Origin of the sequence: Nocardia sp. NPDC050435 (assembly GCF_040655395.1) — a bacterium.
Classification (GTDB): Bacteria; Actinomycetota; Actinomycetes; order Mycobacteriales; family Mycobacteriaceae; genus Nocardia.
Genome location: NZ_JBFAJW010000004.1, coordinates 457759 through 474255 on the forward strand (window position 1 = coordinate 457759; position 16497 = coordinate 474255).

A 16497-nucleotide genomic window follows, 5' to 3' on the forward strand; every position below is an offset into this window, starting at 1 on the left:
TGGGCCGGTCTAGACTCGGAGGAACCACGCGCATATCGCTACTGTTCAACGAGGTTGGAGGTGGTTCCGATGGCTATGCCGATACCCCGGGGCGACCGTTGGACGGCAGCGGATCTCGATCGCATGCCCGAAAACGGATTACGGTACGAGGTGTTGAATGGCCAGCTCGTCGTGAACGCCGCTCCGAAGCCCCGGCACCAATGGCTGATCAAGTGGCTGGAACGTGCGCTGGACGCGGCGCTTCCGCCGGAGTTGCTGGCCATGTCGGGTGTCGGCGTGCTGATCGGTGAGGACGAAGCCATCCCCGATCTCATCGTGCTGTCCGGGGCATTGCCGATGGACGAGCGGGGAGTCGCGGCCGGGCAGGTCCGGCTTGCCGTCGAGGTCGTGTCGAAATCCACGACGATGCAGGACCGGCTGGTGAAGCCGCAGCTCTATGCCGAGGCCTGTATTCCCGCCTACTGGCGGTTCGAGATCAGCTCCTTCAAGGGCCAGCTCCCCGGTGAGGACCTGCCGGTTCTTTTCGCCTACGCGCTCGGGGCCGACGGTGTGTACGAGCTGGTGCATCGGGTGGCGGCCGGCGATGCCGTCACTTTGCACACGCCGTTCGAGTTCACCGTCGACCCCGCGACACTCATGCCCTGATCGAGCCGGCTCAGGTTTCGAGCGGGATGGTTGTCCGCGCGGCGTGGGCGAGGAGTTCGTCTGCCGACCATTGGTCGTCGGCGTGGGTGCCGTGTTTGGCGGCGAGGACGCGGCCGTCGGGGGCGATGAGGAAGTCGGCGGGGAGGCCGAGGCGGCCGCCTTCGGGGTGGTCGGGGGGAGCGATGGCGCGTTGGCGCAGGACGGCAAGGATGGTGCCGGCGACGGCGCGCAGGATCGTGGGCCAGGCGCGGGGGTCGAGGAGGGCGCGGGGGCTGGATTCGACGCCGAACTCGCGGTAGAGGGTGCGGTCCGGGTCGGCGATGAAGTCGAACGGGAAGTCGGCGGTGTATTTGCGCAATTCCGCTGCGCTGGAATGGAAGACGACGACCTCGCGGATATCGGCGGCGGTGATCTCGGCGTGCCGGTGCACGAGGGAACGCAGGTGCAGGTTGCAGACCGGGCAGCCGGCGAAGCGCCGGAATTGCAGGTGCACAAGGCAATCGGGGTCGGGGATAGGTACCTCGACGCCGGTCACGGTGGTCAGGGTGCGCGGGGAGACGGTCGTGGGTAGTGACATGGGCGGCCTCTCGGAGTAGGTAGGTGTACGCAGTACGCCTATAGCCAGTATGCGCGTACCTTGTACGCTGTCAACCCGTGCCCCGTCCTCGCTCGCTGACCACCGCCGACCTCGCCGCCGCCGCCCTCGCGGTCATCGACCGCGACGGCCTGCCCGGGTTGACCATGCGCGCGGTCGCCGCGCACCTGCGCGTCGCCACCATGGCGCTGTACCGCTACGTCCCGGACCGGGAGCGCCTCGAGGTCCTGGTGGTGGACCAGGTGCTCGGCGACATCGAGGTGACGCCCCCGGCGGGGGAGTGGCGCGATCAGGTGCGGGCCCTGCTGGACCGGATGCGCCTGGCCGTCTCCGCCCACCCCGCTGTCGTCCCGCTGGTCATGCGCCACCGCCAATCCGCCCCGGCGACACTGCGCCTGATCGAAGCCACCCTGGCAATCCTCACCACCGCCGGTTTCACCGGCAGCGACCGCGTACTCGCCCAGCGCGCCCTCATCGCCTACCTGCTCGGCTTCCTCCAGAACGCGCACTACGCCCCCCTCTCCGGCCCCGGCACCGTCGCCATGGCCGAGCTCGAGCCCGCCGAATATCCCCACCTCACCGCAACCGCCGCCGAGGCCCGCACCCTCACCCCGGCCGACGAGTTCCACGGCGGCCTGGACATCGTGCTGCGCGGGCTCACCCCGACGTCCGACTGACCGGCGGGTCACCCCAACTGACGGCGACTGCTGCCCTCCCGTAATCCGGCTGCCGTGCAACTCGACTGTCGGGCAGCCCGGCCGCTGCGCAACCCGGCTGCCGGGCAACTCGGCTGCCGGGCGGTCTGGCTGCTGCCGGCTACCGGGCGACCCGGCTGCACAATTCGGCTGTCGCGCGACCCGGCTGTCGCGCAACGCGGCTGCCGGGCGACCCGGCTGTTGTGCGATCCGCTGTCGGGCGACTCGGCTGCTGCGCGACCCGGCTGTCGCGCGACCCGGCTGTCGCGCAACGGGGCTGCTGGGTGACCCGGCTGTCGCGCGGCTCGGCTGCTGCGCAACGGGTCTGTCGGGCGGCTCGGCTGCTGCGCAACGCGGCTGTCGCGCAATCCGACTGCCGGGGACCCCGGCTGCTGCGCAACGCGGCTGTCGCGCAATCCGACTGGTTGGGCAACCCGGCCGCTGCGCAATCCGGCTGCCGGGCAACCCGGCTGTCCCGCAACCCGACTGCCGCGCAACCCGACTGCCGGGCGATCCGGCTACTGCGCAACGCGGCTGTCGCGCGATCCGACTGGTTGGGCAAACCGGCCGCTGCGCACTCCGACTGTCGGGCAACCCGGCTGCCTGCGGCCTGACTGCCGGGCGATCCGGCTGCTGCGCAACGCGGCAGCCGCGCAGACCGACCCATCGACGATCGTATTTTCCGACCGCCTGCGCAGAACCTCGCCCGGCGAACCCGCTAGTCGAGGGCGATGGTGGCGGCCATGGCCTGGGCGCCAGCGTCGTTGAGGTGCATGCCGTCACCGCAGTCGAACTCGGGGCGGATGTGATCGGGGCGCTCGGGGTCCTCGACCGCGGCGGCGACATCGAAGACGGCGTCGAAAACGTCGGTCCCGCGGAGCCATTCGTTGACCTCCCGCCGGGTGGGCAGGGTTTCGGCGATGGGCATGCCGGGGTAGACGCAGCCGGCGTACGGCCCGATGGTGGCGGCGTGGATGGGCAGTCCGGCCGCGTGCGCGCGCTCGGCGAGTTCGGTGAAGCCCGCGATCAACTCGGCGGCGGTGGCCGGGGGCTGACCGGCCATGCCGCCGAGGATCAGATCGTTGATGCCGAAGTTGATCAGCACCCGGGTGACGCCGGGGACGGTGAGCGCGTCCCGGTCGAACCGATCCCGCCCGGCCGCGCCGATCTCGGTGCGGAGCAGGCGGTTTCCGGCGATGCCCTGATTGACCGCCCAGCCCTCGGTGAGGCGCTCGTTGAGGTAGTCCACCGAGCGGTGATTCGCGCTCATCGTGGTGCCGACGCCCTCGAACCAGGAGTCGCCGAACGCCACGATGACCGGAGCGTCGCCGTCGGTCTCCACATCGACGCCGGTCACGAAGAACCGCGCCGAAACCTCCTCGGCGAGCGGGAAACCGGCGGCCCCGGTCTGATCTCCGGCTGTCACATAGGCGATTTCAGCGGGCTGATGCGAAAACGTCGCGAGCCCCGTCGGTTCCGGCAGGTGAAGGCTGAGCGCCAGGTCGGTCCCACCCCGCACGGCCAGATCGACCGGATCGGAGACGATGTCCGCCCCGGCGGGGATGACCACCTGTTCCGCGCCACCGAACCGCACCACGGTATCGGTGTCGGCCTGGATCTCGTTCGTGTTCTTGTGCAGCGCGACGCGCACCGCGCCGATGGTCAGCGGCGTGTGCCCGTACCGGTTGGTCAGGCGCACCCGCAGCCGCGCCCCGCCACCGGCGAGACGCAGCGGCTGCCGCACGGTCTGGTCGGCGAACGCACGCGATTCGGTGAGCTTGATCTGCTCCTCGGGGCTGATCACGGCGGAACGGAACCCGGCTACCCAGCGAGACATGAGGACCTCCATTTAGTTGCTGTGGGGAATATTGCTTGAGCAAGTTTCTATCGCATAATGTTCCTCACGTCAACTATCCGCGTAGCAATCAGTGCGGTAGGTTGGCCGCATGGACCTCTTCGACGACCCGCGCCTGACCACCATGGGCCTGCTGTTCGAGGCGCAGGGCGGTCTGGTCGGCAAGCTGGAGCCGACCTGGAAATCGAGCGGCCTGTCCGGGCTGGATCTGAACGCGATACTGCGCCTGAGCCGCTCGCCGGATAAGCGCCTGCGCATGACCGACCTGGCGGCGCAGACCTCGCTGTCCACCAGCGGCGTCACCCGCCTGGTGGACAGGCTGGCCAGGGCGAATCTGGTACGGCGCGAAGCAGATCCGGCCGATCGCCGCAGCTCCTACGCGGTGCTCACGGAAACCGGCGAGGAGCGCCTGAACCAGGTGCTGCCGGCCTACATCGAAGCGATCGAGCGCTGGTTCACCGGCTTGCTCACCCCGCAGCAACTGGACGGGCTGACCTCGGCGCTGCGCATCATCCGGGACGCGGTGAACCCGGAGGCGACCGCCCGGACGGACTGAAATCGCCCGGATTCCTAGGGCAAAAGCTGACCTAGCTGCTTCCTAGGCTGAGGTCATGAACAACGAGATCGCAGAATTCCACCTCGACATCCCGCAGCAGCAGCTCGACGACCTGCGCCGGCGGCTCGACAACGCGCGCCTGCCCGCACCGCTGCCGGGCGACGACTGGGACACCGGCGTGCCGACGGCCTGGCTGCGTGAGCTGGTGGACTACTGGCGCACCGGCTACGACTGGCGCGCGCAGGAGGCGAAGCTCAACGCCCACCCGCAGTTCACGACCGAGATCGACGGGCAGACCATCTATTTCCTGCACATCCGATCGGCCGAACCGACGGCCGTGCCACTGCTGCTGACCCACGGCTGGCCGGGGTCGGTGGTCGAATTCCTCGACCTCATCGGTCCGCTGACCGACCCCGCCGCGCACGGCGGCGATCCGTCCGATGCCTTCCACGTGGTGATCCCCGCCCTGCCCGGCTTCGGCTTGTCCGGCCCGGTCGCCGAGCGCGGCTGGACCGTCCAGCGCATCGCCGCGGCGTGGGACGAACTGATGCGGCGGCTCGGGTACGACCGCTACGGCGTGCAGGGCGGCGACATCGGCGCCGCGGTGAGTCCCGAGGTCGCCCGGCACGCACCGGACCGGGTGCTCGGCGTGCACGTCAACGGCACGCTGTCCTTCCCCGAATTGCCGGTGCCTGAGGCGGAATTGGCGACATTCACCGAGCTGGAACGCGATCGGCTGCGGCGCATCGAGGCGTTCATGAACGAGGAGTTCGGCTATATCGCCATCCAGTCCACCCGGCCGCAGACGCTGGCCTACGGGCTGGTGGATTCGCCGGTCGCGCAGCTGGCCTGGATCATGGACAAGTTCCGCGAGTGGACCGTCCCGCGGGAGGTGAACCCGGACAAGATCATCGACCGGGATCGCCTGCTCACCAACACGATGCTCTACTGGCTCACCGGAACCGGCGGCTCGGCCGCCTACGTCGGCTATGCCCAGGACGCCCCGTGGGGCGCGGCGAGTCAGAACTCGGGCGTGCCCACCGCGGTGCTGGCCTTCGCGCACGACATCGCGATCCGCCGCTACGACGAGCGTGAGCACACCATCACACGCTGGACCGATGTCGCCGATCGCGGCGGGCACTTCGCGGCGCTGGAGGAACCGGAGATCCTGATCGCCGATGTGCGGGCGTTCTTCCGCGACCTGCGCTGAATCCCGGTGTGTCGACCCTGTTCTCGGCATGTCGTTGTGTGAACAGGGTCACACTCAGAGGGCATGACCTGGCTACCGGGAGCGGCCATGACCGAGCCGATGCGGATGACCGACGAGCACCGCGAGGAGTTCTGGCGCCGCTGCGGCTGGGCGCCCGATCTCCCGGCCGAGCAGCGCCGGGAGATCGAAAACCGCTGGGACGACCACTCGATCGACCTCGCCGAGCTGTTCGGCTGGTGAGTCAGCCCAATTCGCCCGCGGCCTGCCAGGACTCGCGTTCGGCGGCGAACGCGGCCGCCTGCCCGGTCCGGAACTCGGCGATGCTGCCGGCGTTGTCGGTCAGGAAGCGGCGGTACTCCGCGAGCCGGAACTCGCCGTCCTCGGCGCGCACCGCCATGTTCCCGGCCGCGAAATCCGCGCGCAGGTCCAGCAGTTCGCCCGCCTCGACCGGATACCAGCGGATCCGATCGAAATAGCGGAGCAGCCAGGGGTTCTCCGCCGTGCCCGGCCGCCACGCGTGATTCCACACCTGGGTGGTCCGGCCGACGAACTGATACCCGCCGGGGCCCTCCATGCCGTAGACGCACAGATACGCGCCGCCGATGCCCACGGCGTTCTCCGGCGTCCAGGTGCGCGCGGGGTTGTATTTCGTGGTGACCAGGCGGTGCCGCGGATCGGTCGGCGTCGCCACCGGCGCGCCGAGATACACGTCGCCGAGCCCGAGCACCAGGTATTCGGCGTCGAAGACGGTGTCGTAGACATCCTGGACCGCCGCCAAACCGTTCATGCGCCGGATGAATTCGATGTTCCACGGGCACCACGGCGCGTCCGGGCGGACCCCGTGCATGTAGCGGGTGATCGCCTCCCGGGTGGCGGGATCGTCCCAGGACAGCGGCAGATGGACGGTTCGGCTGGGCACCACCAGCTCGTCGGCCGGCGGCAGGTGCCGCTCGGCTTCGGCCAGCAGGGCCAGCAGCCGCGGAATCGGCAGCAACCGCGGATCCACCCGTACCTGCAAGGATCGGATGCCCGGCACCAATTCCGTGATACCGCGCACCCCGGCGCCGAGCAGATGCTCATACAGTGCGTGCACACGCGCGCGCAACGCGAGATCCAGTGTCAGCAAGCCGTATTCGACGAGCACGCCGTCGTCGCCCTGACGCCGGTAGGTGACGCCGATCTCGTCGTCGACGTCGGCCCGGCGCAGCACGCCGTCGTCGCCGTCACCACCGGTGGAGAACACCAGCGGCAGATTCGCCCGCCGGGCCGCGCCCAATTCCCTGACAGAGGCGGCGTTTTCGCTGCGGATCGGCACGAAGCGCACCTTGTCGCCCGGTGCGAGCTGACCGAGTTTCCACTTGTCCGCCGCGACCACGGTCACCGGGCAGACGAAGCCGCCCAGGCTCGGACCGTCCGGGCCGAGCAGGATCGGGGTGTCGCCGGTGAAGTCCAGCGCGCCGATGGAATACGCGTTGTCGTGGATGTTCGACGGATGCAGCCCGGCCTCGCCGCCGTCGGCGCGCGCCCACTCCGGCTTGGGACCGATCAGGCGGACGCCGGTGCGATCGGAGTTGAAGTGCACCTCGTAGTCGGTGCCGGTGATGACGTCGAGATCGCCGCGGGTGAAGAATTCCGGCGCGCCGTGCGGTCCCTCGGTGACCGCGAGCTCCCAGCGTTTCGCCAGGACGGGCTGGTCGTCCATCGGCACGCCGGCCGCGATCCGCTCCCGCGCGGGGCCGAGCGGCAGCAGTTCACCGGCGCGCAGCGCGCCGCCGGTGCTGCCGCCGAACTTGCCGAGTGTGAAAGTCGCGCTGCTGCCCAGGTATTCGGGCACCTCGATGCCGCCCGCGATCAGCACATAGGTGCGCATGCCCGGCCCGCGGATCGCGCCGACGTCGAGCACCCCGCCCGCGGGGACCTGAACGGTCCGCCAGAGTTCCACCGGCACACCGTCGATCGTGACGTCGGCGGGCGCGCCGGTGACACAGACCCACGTCGGGGTCGCGAAGCGCAGCGCCGGTCCGCCCAGCGTGCACTCCAGGCCGCCCGCGCCCTCGTCGTTGCCGAGGACGCGATTGCCCAGCCGGAAGGACAGATCGTCCATCGGGCCCGAGGGCGGAACACCGATGTGCCAGTAGCCGACTCGGCCGGGCCAGTCCTGCAGCGTGGTGAGCATTCCTGGGCGCAACACCTCGGCGACGACGGGCGCCAGGACGAATTCGGTGACGGCGGGTTCCTCGACGGTCGTCATCGCGACACCACCATCCGCACCGGCGTGGGGTCGAAACCGTTGCAGGGGTTGTTGATCTGCGGGCAGTTGGAGACCAGCACCAGGGTGTCGGTGTCCGCGCCGAGCGTGACCTTCTTGCCGGGCGCGGACAATCCGTCGACGATGCCGAGCGTGCCGTCCGGCTCGACCGGCACGTTCATGAACCAGTTGATGTTGGAGACCAGGTCCCGCTTGCCCAGCCCGTGTTTCATCGCCTCGATCAGGAAGTTCTCCACGCAGGCGTGCTGGTGGCGAGTGTGGTGGCCGTAGCGCAGGGTGTTGGACTCCTGGGAGCACGCGCCGGCGATGGTGTCGTGATTGCCGACCTCGTCGGCGAGCACGGTCATCAGGGCGGTGCCCGCGTCGGTCAGCAGGACGCTGCCGGCGCCGAGGAAGATATTGCGCTGCGCGGTGACGGTGGCCTGGGCGCTGTAGCGATCGGTGTGGTCGGCCGCGTTGTAGAGCAGGCAGTCGACCGCCTGATTGCCGTGCAGATCGATGATTTCCAGGATCTCGCCGGCGCGGACCACCGTGGACCACGGTGCGCAGGCGGGGACGGTCTCGTCGAGGACGACGGTGCGGGCCGGGGCGAGGCTCATGCGTGCTCCAGAGTCAGTGCGGTCCAGGCGGATTCGGTGTTCGCTACGGCGCGCAGGTATTCCGGGTCGCCGGCGGACGGCGTCTCGGGGGCCGACCAGGCCAGCAGGTCGAGGTCGGTGGTGGCGCGTTCGTCGAGCGGGTGCGGGGCATTGGCCACCAGCAGGATCACGGGCAGGTGCACCAGCAGGTCGACCGCCCCGCCCGGGCCGACACCGCCGGTCGGGACGAGACCGCCGTCTTCCGCGACGCGCACGCCGCGGAAGAAGGAGACCGTCGGCGCGATATCCCGAGGCGCCAGGCCCTGTTTCGAACCGGCCAGCCGGAGCAGGTTCCGGCCGGCGGCGGTCGGCCCGCAGAGGGCGTCGTGGCTGCCCGAGCTGTCGGCGACGATGGTCGCCAGCACCCGGCCCTGATCCGAGAGCAGCGGGTGGCCGGTCGAAAGATAGGCCTGCCAAGGGACTTTCACCGTGTCGGCGACATTGAGCCGTTCCCAGGGCGCCTCGGCGCGCAGCAGCAGCAGGTGGGCGCAGGCCCCGCCCTCCGGGTCGGTCAGCCGGATCCGGGTGCCCCGGCCCAGCACCACATTGGCGTAGCTGCCCGGCGGAACACGCTGTGCCCAGGTGACTTCGGCGGGGTCGACATCGTCGGCGGCGGGGGTGACGAACCGCGCGGCGGCGGCCTGGGCGCGGGCGTGCGCCCGGGCGCCGGCGGTGGAGGAGGTGTTCGGCTCGGACATGGTTCGCTCCTTCGAATCGATCAGGCGGGCTGGACGACGGCGTCGTCGAAGGCGGGGCCGGACTTGCGTGCCACCGTCCGGTAGATCGCGAATCCCACGGCGGCACTGAGCAGGACGAACAGCGGAGCGGACCACAGCATCCACCAGCCGCCGCCCTGCGGCGTGTAGATCTCCGGCCGCGGCCAGGCGAGGTTGATCGCCATCGCGATGCCCCAGACCACCGCGCCGATGTTCACCGCGATGCCGAAGCGGCCCAGCGAGAACAGTCCCGGGGTGGTCGTGCCGGGCCAGCCGCGCAGCCGCTGCCGCAGCATCGGGGCGGTGACCAGCAGGTAGGCCAGGTAGAACATGACGATGCAGACGCTGGCCAGGGTCGCGAAGATCGCCGCGTTGCCGAGATTGATCAGCAGCAGCGCGATGCCCGCCGCGCCGAACACCACCGCCGGCAGGATCGGCGTGCCGAAGCGCGGATGCACCTTCGACAAGGCTTGGGCGAAGGGCAGTTTCCCGTCCCGGGCCATCGAGAACATCAGCCGCGAACCGGCCGTCTGGATGGCCAGGGTGCAGACGAACACCGCGACCGCCACCGCGCACAGCAGCACGGTGCCCGCCGGACTGGCCAGCTTGGCGGTGATGACGTAGGCCAGGCCGCCGGTGGACAGGTTGCCGTCGGTCAGGCTCGGTGCGGCCATCAACGCGCCGAGCAGCATGAGTCCGCCGCCCAGGCCGGAGACCGCGAGCGCGGACAGGATGGTGCGCGGTGCGACCTGGCGCGGATTGCGGGTCTCCTCGGCGAGTTCGCCGGCGGAGGAGAAGCCGAGCATCACGTAGGCGGCCATCAGGCCGGAGACCAGGAACGCCGCCAGGTAGCCACCGGGTGCGGCGGCCTCGGTGTTCAGCACGACCTCGGGTCCGCGCTCGGCCTTGACGAAGAACAGGCCGATCACCGCGGCGACGCCGACGATCTCGATGGTGACGCCGATGGCGTTGATCCGGGCCATGACATCGACCCCGATCACGTTGATGATCGTCGTCAGCACCATCAGCACGCTGCCCAGCAGCACCGCGTTGGCCGCGCCGGAGGTCGAGGTGAGGGCGCTCTCGGTGCCGATGAGCTGGAACCCGCTCCAGATCGAGGGCAGCACCACCTGCAGGGCGATCGCGGCCGCGGCGGCGGTCACGACCTGCGCGATGATCATCGACCAGCCCGCGAACCAGCCCACCAGGTCACCGCCCAGCCGGCGCGACCACTGGTAGATCGAGCCCGAAAGCGGGTAGTGCGCGGCGAGTTCGGCGAAGTTCAGCGCGACCAGGAACTGCCCGGCGAACACGATCGGCCAGGTCCAGAAGAAGGCGGCGCCACCGAAGGAGTACCCGAGCCCGAAGAACTGGAAGATCGTGGTGAGGATGGAGACGAACGAGAACCCGGCCGCGAACGAGGCGTAGCGGCCCAGCTTGCGGTGCAGGACGGGTTGATAACCGAAACCGGCCAGATCGGTGCTGTCCGAATCGGGCGGGGTGAGGGTGGTGGCCATGGTGTTCCTCCGGCGTGTCACCAATATCTATCGAATGACAGTTTTGCGTCCGCGATCGCGCTTCCGGTGTCGCGCGTGTATCGCTTCCGGGAACGCCGGTAACTTCTGTGTTGCCCCGATTTCTGTCAAATGACAGAAACCTCACGGCGGGCCGGTGGCCGACGGGGAGGCCGTCTCGGCGGTGCCAGAATGGGCTGGTGACGAACTCCGGCCCCGGCCGACCCCGACTAGAGCAGCGCGCCCGGCGCGGGCAGACCCCGCGCGCGGAGATCCTGGACGCGGCCGGAGAACTGTTCACCACCAAGGGGTATGCGAATACCTCGACCCGGGCGGTGGCCGACGCCGTCGGCATCCGGCAGGCCTCGCTCTACCACCACTTCGGCGCCAAGGACGACATTCTCGACGCTCTGCTCGACGAAACGATCACGGCGCCACTGGCCCTCGCCGCGCGCCTGAGCGCCGCCGCCGCGCCCGCGCCGGTCCGGTTGTACGCGCTGGCGCTGTTCGACGTCCGCCAGCTGCGCGCGGCACGCTGGAATCTCGGTGCGCTGTATCTGCTGCCGGACCTGCGCACCGAACGATTCGCGGCGTTCCGGCTGCGGCGCGACGAACTGCGCGGCTACTACGAGACTTTCGCCCGCGAGGTCCTGTCCGCGACGGCGGGCGGCACGGGCACCGAGGTGCTGCCCTTCCGCCTCGTCGAGACCGTGATCAGCATCCGCTCCGACGAGGGCGCCGCGCCGGACTACGTCGAGCGCACCATCCCCGACGCCGCCCTGCGCGTCCTCGGCTGGGCAGGCGATCCGGACGAGATCCGTTCCGCGGCCGTTGAACTGCTCGCCGGTACCTAGCCGCTCAGACCGCCCGCGAACGGCATGGTGCGCCACTGCTCGAGGGCCGGCCGCAGCCAGTGCGCCAGCTCGGGCAGCTGCGGCGTGAGGGTGAGGGTGGCGGCGACGCGCACCATGCCCACCGCGTTGACGAACCGCAGCACGTCCGCGTGCAACGGCCGCGCGCCCAGGCGCGCCGCCCCGCGGTCGTAGGCGGCTTCGTGCTCGGGCCCCAGGGCCGCCAGATCCCACTCGACCGGGCCCAGCGTGATCAGCTCGAAATCGGAGTACAGGTCGCCCCGCACGCCGCGAAAGATGTTCGCGGGCGGCGAGTCTCCGTGAATCGGCTGCAGGGGCACTGCCGGAAACGCCGCCTCGAACGCCGCCCGCGAACGCACGAGCGGCTCCAGGATCCGCCATTCGCGCCGGGCCCGGTCCAGCTCGGCGGCCGGGAGCAGCTCCGGCATCCGCTCCAGCCGGCCCAGCGCCGCGGTGACGAAATCCGGGTCGGCGGCCGAGAGGAACTCGAGCCGGCCCGGGTAGTCGCGCAGGGCCGCGTGCAGGTCGGCGACGCTCTCGGCGTTGGCCACGTAGTCGGGCTCGCGGTCCCGGTCCTCGGCCAGGAACTGCCAGAAGGTAATCGAAAACCCGTCGCGCTGCACGGGTTCGCGCGGGAGGAGCGGGCTCGGCGGAATCACCGGCACGCCCCGGGCGGCGAGCCACGCGGCCACGTCCAGCTCCGCGCGCTGGCGCCGCGCCAGCGTGTCGAGGGTTTCCGAGGGCGGCAGCACGGTGGGAATTCGGGCCACGACCGGCGCCGGCGCGAGATGGACGACGACGGAGAACACGTCGTGCAGCACCACGGCGTCGGTGACGGCCAGGTTCAGCTCCCGCGCGGCGCCGACCGCTGCGTCCACCGCGGCGGCGGTGCGGCGGGCGAGCTGTTGCGGTGTCGCGAAATCGGTCATCGCCCGATCGTGCCAGGGATCGGTCAGCCCTTGCCGCGACCCGCCTTGAACCCGAAGTCCCACTGGTAGATCCTGGCGATCTCCATGACGCCCGCGCCCGGCTGACCGGCGGGCGGGCGAATGAAGGTGCCCTCGCGGCGCACCACCAGTTCCCCGTTGATGTTCTCGATGTGCGCCAGCACCGCGTCGCGCGAATCGTCCTGGCAGCCGTCGAGGGTCATCTCGATGGGGGTGGAGTTGAGCGGGTAGAGCGTGACCGTCGCGTGCACGCCCCGGAAATCCTTCGCGCCCTCGTAGATCGAGGAGAAGACCAGGATGCGGCGGAACTGGGCGGTGAAATCCAGGTTGATGTCCAGGTTCTCGCCCGTGGTGCTGGCGCCGGTGCGGTCGTCCTGATCCAGGCGGATGTAGGGCGGGCGAGTCAGATCGCCGAAGGAGCGATCGAGCGCGCGCACCGAACCGATACGCCCGTCGGCCAATTCGAAGAAGCAGCACAGGTCCAGATCGAGCCCGCCGTTGCCGCCGCGGGAGCGGCGGCCGAACAGGCCGCCGCCGCGGGCGGGCTGGGTGGTGGTCCAGTTCAGGTTGACCCGCATCGTGCCGCCGGTGGCGCCCGACTTGGTCAGCGAGACCGAGGGCGATTCCTTGGTGAGCGAGATCTTGCTCAGATTCACCGGTGCGCCGCCCGGCGGTGGCGGCGGCGCGAATTGCTGCTGCTGGAATTGCTGCTGCGGGGGCTGCTGGTACTGCTGCTGGAATTGCTGCGCCGGCGGTTGCTGATACTGCTGCGCCGGCGGTTGCTGGAATTGCTGCGCGGCCGGCTGCTGGTATTGCGGTGGCGGCGGGGCGAATTGCTGCTGCGGCGGCGGCGCGTACTGCGGCGGCGGAGCCGGCTGCTGCGCGGGCGGCGGCGTGAACTGCTGCGCCGGCGGCGGGGTGGGCGCGTCGTCGACGGAAATGCCGTAGTCGGTGGCCAATCCGCCCAGCCCCGAGTCGTACCCCTGCCCGACGGCGCGGAACTTCCACGTGCCCTGGCGGCGGTACAGCTCACCGAGCACGAACGCCGTCTCGCTGGTGGCGCCCGTGGAATCGAACCGCGCCACCTCGGCGCCGTTGTTCGCGTCGAGGACGCGCACGTACAGGCCCTGGAACTGGCCGAAGGTGCCGCCGTCGGCCGAGGCCGCGACGACGATCGTCTCGATCTGCGGTTCCACCTGGCCCAGGTTCACCCAGAGGTTGTCCAGCACCGTGGGGCCCTGCTGCTTGCCCTCGTGCCGGACCGCGCCGGAGGAGTGCTGCGGCTGGTTGTAGAACACGAAATCGCTGTCGTTGCGGACCTTGCCGCCCACCAGCAACAGCGCGGAGGCATCCGCGTCCGGAACGCCCGGACCCGATTGCCACCCCAATTCGATGCGGACCACGGGCATCGGCACCGGAACGTTGGCGCCCTTCATCATCGACACAGCACTCAAAGTACTGGACCCCGCCCGCAGCGTCACCCCAAATGCGCGGGGCGCCGCGTCACCGTGTCGGCGGCGCGATCTTCCAGTGTGTGCTCAGCGCCCCGGCGATCTCCGGCAGCACCATCACCGGGATGTGTTTGCGCCGCAGCATTTCCCGGATCTCGTGCACCTGCTCGCGTTTGCGCAGATCGTAGGCGCCGGCGACGGGCCCGGCCACCGGCGGAATCGACAGCAGCACCAGCTCGTCGTGCGCTTCGTCACCCCCGGACAGGTCCAGCGCCAGCGACCAGCGCTCCCGGTCGTCCAGGGTGAAACGCCCGGCCACCACGCGCTCCCACGCGACCGGCGTCTCCTGCCACGGCGTGCGGAGATAGATCGCGTCCTCGCCGAGCACGATCGCGTCGCGCTTGAACAGCGCGACCAGCGCCGCGATCGCGACCACGCCGCCGATCGCCAGGCCGGTGAAGACCCGATGCCCGCCGAAGGCGAACATCACGACCAGCGACAGCGCCGCCGTGACCAGCACACCGACCGCCGCGTACAGCGCGATCCGCCGCCCCGGCACCACACCCGCGCGCACCATCGTCCTACCGCCTCCTCGCGTTCTCCGCCCCACCCTAGCCATGGAGGGCGCGCGGTGGCTCGGTGTGGAGGACGCTCGGCGGGCTCAGGCCTGCAGCGCCACCGCGGCTTCGGCGGTGTAGACCAGGAACTGCATGCTCTCCTGGAAGTACAGCTGCACGTTCTCCGCGTCGTGGGAGAGGTAGCCGATGGAGAGATCCTGGCCGATGGCGAGGTCGAAGTCGCCGCCGCGGGTGGTGAGCACGAACGCGCCCTCGATGGCCGGCGCCCAGACGATCTTGCCCTCGGGGATCAGGCGCTCGATGTGGGTGCGAATCGGATGGCCGTGGTCGGAGGTCTCGCTCACCGCGGTATAGAGATCGGCGCTCAGCAGCACCGAGTACGGTCCGTCGACGCCGGCCAGGCGGAGCGCGCTCAGCGCCTGCGTGACGGCCTCGGGCACCAGCTGGGGATCGGTCGGCAGCTTGATCGCCTCGTTCGACGAACTCGCCCGCACGCCGGTGATCCCGGCCGCGGCGTAGCCCTCGAAGATGGCGCGATCCTCGGCGAAGGCGATCTTGCGGGCGGCGTCCTTCACCGGATCCAGATCGGCGTCCTGCGCGCCCCGCGCGACGTCGTCCAGCTCGTCCCGCGACAGCGTGAACGGCACCCGTAGTTCGACCAGCGGTGCGACCACGCGCTGGCGGGCGCGCACACCCTCGTCGGGCGCGGCGATCGGCTGGGTGCGGCCCAGGCCCACCGCGGAGTAATCCTCGCCGTGCGGACCGGACAGATCAACCACCCGGCGGCCCGCGATATGGCGCTTGAAGGTGCGGCCGGCCTCTTCTTCGATCGCCTTCCACGCTTCGGAGGTGATCGGCGCCAGATCCCGATGGAGGTTGTTCATTACCTGCTCCTTTTCAAAGTGCCGATGCCGAGTGAGCCGCTGCCATTGTCGGTACTACCCACGCTCTGACTTCGAACGCGCTCCGGCGCCGAAGATTCCTCCGGAGCGGCCGGCGGGTCCGGCAGGTCGTCGAAGAAATCGGCGGACGGCGTGAAGAACTGCGTGCCGGTGACGGCGGTGGAGAAATCCAGGATGCGGTCGTGCGTGGCGTCCTCGGTGCCGAGGAACATCCGCACCAGCATCGCGTCGGCGACGTCGGGCGAGGCCGCGTACGCGATGTAGTACGTGCCGAACTCGCCCTCCTTGACGCTGCCGAACGGCATGTTGGCGCGCAGGATCTGGCGCTGGGCACCGGTCTCGGGGTCGTAGACGGTGTTCACCTCGACGTGGGAATCGGCGGGCTTGTCCTCGTCGGGGAACTCGTAGTCCTCCAGTTTGGTGCGCCCGATCACGCGCTCCTGCTCCGGGACCGGCAGCTGCCGCCAGGCATCCAGATCGTGCAGGTATTTCTGCACGACGACGTAGCTGCCGCCCGCGAAATCGGGATTCTCGTCGCCGATCAGCGCCGCCGCGACGGCCAGGTGGCCCTCGGGGTTCTCGGTGCCGTCGACGAAGCCGAGCAGATCGCGCTGTTCGAAATAGCGGAACCCGGTGGTCTCGTCGACCACGGTGCCCGCGCCCGCCAGCCGCTGGCCGATGGCCATCGCCAATTCGAAAGCGGCGTCCGGGGTTTGGGATTTGATGTGGAACAGCAGATCGCCCGATGTCGCCGGGGCCTGATGCTTGGGGCCGAAGTAGCCGGGGAACGGCTTCAGCGCGGCGGGACGGGGCCCACTGAACAGCCGATCCCACGCGGCCGAGCCGATCGAGGTGACGATCGACAGATCCGAGCCCGGCACGCGGAACCCGACCGAGCGCCGCACGCCCGCCAGTTCCTCCAGCAACTCGCGCACGGCCGGTTCGCCGCCCTCGTCGATGGTCACGACCAGAAAGATCGCGCTCGGTGAGAGTGGATCGAGGATCGGCTGTGGCTCACCCATGGGCAACAGCCTAGTAGGAGCCGCCGAGCGCG

17 protein-coding genes are annotated in these 16497 nt (G+C 69.9%); 6 read left to right on the top strand and 11 right to left on the bottom strand.

What is annotated here, in order from left to right:
- Positions 1–75 precede the first annotated feature (75 nt).
- On the top strand, positions 76–645 hold the full coding sequence (locus AB0I43_RS14455) for a Uma2 family endonuclease (protein WP_356973216.1): 570 nt from the start codon (positions 76–78) through the stop codon (positions 643–645).
- A gap of 10 nt (positions 646–655) precedes the next feature.
- Here AB0I43_RS14455 and AB0I43_RS14460 read toward each other — a convergent pair whose 3' ends face one another.
- A complete protein-coding gene (locus AB0I43_RS14460; protein ID WP_356973217.1) occupies positions 656–1222 on the bottom strand; it encodes a peroxiredoxin-like family protein in 567 nt (188 codons plus the stop codon).
- Between the two features lie 77 nt (positions 1223–1299).
- On the opposite strand from AB0I43_RS14460, the gene AB0I43_RS14465 reads away from it, so the two are divergent.
- On the top strand, positions 1300–1917 hold the full coding sequence (locus AB0I43_RS14465) for a TetR/AcrR family transcriptional regulator C-terminal domain-containing protein (protein ID WP_356973218.1): 618 nt from the start codon (positions 1300–1302) through the stop codon (positions 1915–1917).
- A 736-nt stretch (positions 1918–2653) separates the two neighbouring features.
- Here the strand turns inward: AB0I43_RS14465 and AB0I43_RS14470 are convergent.
- Positions 2654–3772 carry a GDSL-type esterase/lipase family protein gene (locus tag AB0I43_RS14470; RefSeq protein WP_356973219.1) on the bottom strand — a complete coding sequence of 373 codons (1119 nt, stop codon included), beginning with the start codon at positions 3770–3772 and terminating at the stop codon, positions 2654–2656.
- 109 nt (positions 3773–3881) lie between these two features.
- Between AB0I43_RS14470 and AB0I43_RS14475 the strand changes: the two genes are divergently transcribed.
- From AB0I43_RS14475 to AB0I43_RS14485, 3 genes are all read left to right on the top strand, one after another.
- Complete coding sequence (locus tag AB0I43_RS14475; RefSeq protein ID WP_356973220.1) at positions 3882–4346, top strand: MarR family transcriptional regulator; 465 nt, start codon at positions 3882–3884, stop codon at positions 4344–4346.
- Between the two features lie 55 nt (positions 4347–4401).
- Positions 4402–5556: an epoxide hydrolase family protein gene (locus AB0I43_RS14480; protein ID WP_356973221.1), complete on the top strand. Its 1155-nt coding sequence runs from the start codon at positions 4402–4404 to the stop codon at positions 5554–5556.
- A 63-nt stretch (positions 5557–5619) separates the two neighbouring features.
- Complete coding sequence (locus AB0I43_RS14485; protein WP_356973222.1) at positions 5620–5796, top strand: hypothetical protein; 177 nt, start codon at positions 5620–5622, stop codon at positions 5794–5796.
- Position 5797: 1 nt separating this feature from the next.
- Here the strand turns inward: AB0I43_RS14485 and AB0I43_RS14490 are convergent, their stop codons facing one another.
- Genes AB0I43_RS14490 through AB0I43_RS14505 form a run of 4 tightly spaced genes read right to left on the bottom strand, consistent with a single transcriptional unit; the run spans position 5798 to position 10696 of the window.
- Complete coding sequence (locus tag AB0I43_RS14490; RefSeq protein ID WP_356973223.1) at positions 5798–7807, bottom strand: 5-oxoprolinase/urea amidolyase family protein; 2010 nt, start codon at positions 7805–7807, stop codon at positions 5798–5800.
- The gene (locus AB0I43_RS14495; protein ID WP_356973224.1) at positions 7804–8424 is read right to left on the bottom strand and encodes an urea amidolyase associated protein UAAP2; all 621 of its coding nucleotides are present in this window, start codon (positions 8422–8424) and stop codon (positions 7804–7806) included. Before AB0I43_RS14495 ends, AB0I43_RS14490 begins: the two co-directional genes overlap by 4 nt.
- Positions 8421–9161: a DUF1989 domain-containing protein gene (locus AB0I43_RS14500; RefSeq protein ID WP_356973225.1), complete on the bottom strand. Its 741-nt coding sequence runs from the start codon at positions 9159–9161 to the stop codon at positions 8421–8423. The genes AB0I43_RS14495 and AB0I43_RS14500 overlap by 4 nt, the downstream gene beginning before the upstream one ends.
- A gap of 20 nt (positions 9162–9181) precedes the next feature.
- Entirely contained in the window at positions 9182–10696 is a 1515-nt protein-coding gene (locus AB0I43_RS14505; protein WP_357432140.1) for an amino acid permease, read from the bottom strand.
- 197 nt (positions 10697–10893) lie between these two features.
- Between AB0I43_RS14505 and AB0I43_RS14510 the strand changes: the two genes are divergently transcribed.
- Positions 10894–11547, top strand: a complete 654-nt coding sequence (locus tag AB0I43_RS14510) for a helix-turn-helix domain-containing protein (protein ID WP_357432142.1) — start codon at positions 10894–10896, stop codon at positions 11545–11547.
- Here AB0I43_RS14510 and AB0I43_RS14515 read toward each other — a convergent pair.
- From AB0I43_RS14515 to AB0I43_RS14535, 5 genes are all read right to left on the bottom strand, one after another.
- Complete coding sequence (locus AB0I43_RS14515) at positions 11544–12494, bottom strand: aminoglycoside phosphotransferase family protein (protein WP_357432144.1); 951 nt, start codon at positions 12492–12494, stop codon at positions 11544–11546. The two genes, AB0I43_RS14510 and AB0I43_RS14515, sit on opposite strands and share 4 nt — an antisense overlap.
- Before the next feature lie 23 nt (positions 12495–12517).
- Complete coding sequence (locus AB0I43_RS14520; protein WP_357432283.1) at positions 12518–13951, bottom strand: TerD family protein; 1434 nt, start codon at positions 13949–13951, stop codon at positions 12518–12520.
- 64 nt (positions 13952–14015) lie between these two features.
- Complete coding sequence (locus tag AB0I43_RS14525) at positions 14016–14540, bottom strand: hypothetical protein (RefSeq protein WP_356973231.1); 525 nt, start codon at positions 14538–14540, stop codon at positions 14016–14018.
- A gap of 84 nt (positions 14541–14624) precedes the next feature.
- Positions 14625–15425: a family 1 encapsulin nanocompartment shell protein gene (locus AB0I43_RS14530; protein WP_357432146.1), complete on the bottom strand. Its 801-nt coding sequence runs from the start codon at positions 15423–15425 to the stop codon at positions 14625–14627.
- Positions 15425–16465, bottom strand: a complete 1041-nt coding sequence (locus AB0I43_RS14535; protein WP_357432148.1) for a Dyp-type peroxidase — start codon at positions 16463–16465, stop codon at positions 15425–15427. The genes AB0I43_RS14530 and AB0I43_RS14535 overlap by 1 nt, the downstream gene beginning before the upstream one ends.
- Between the last annotated feature and the right edge of the window lie 32 nt (positions 16466–16497).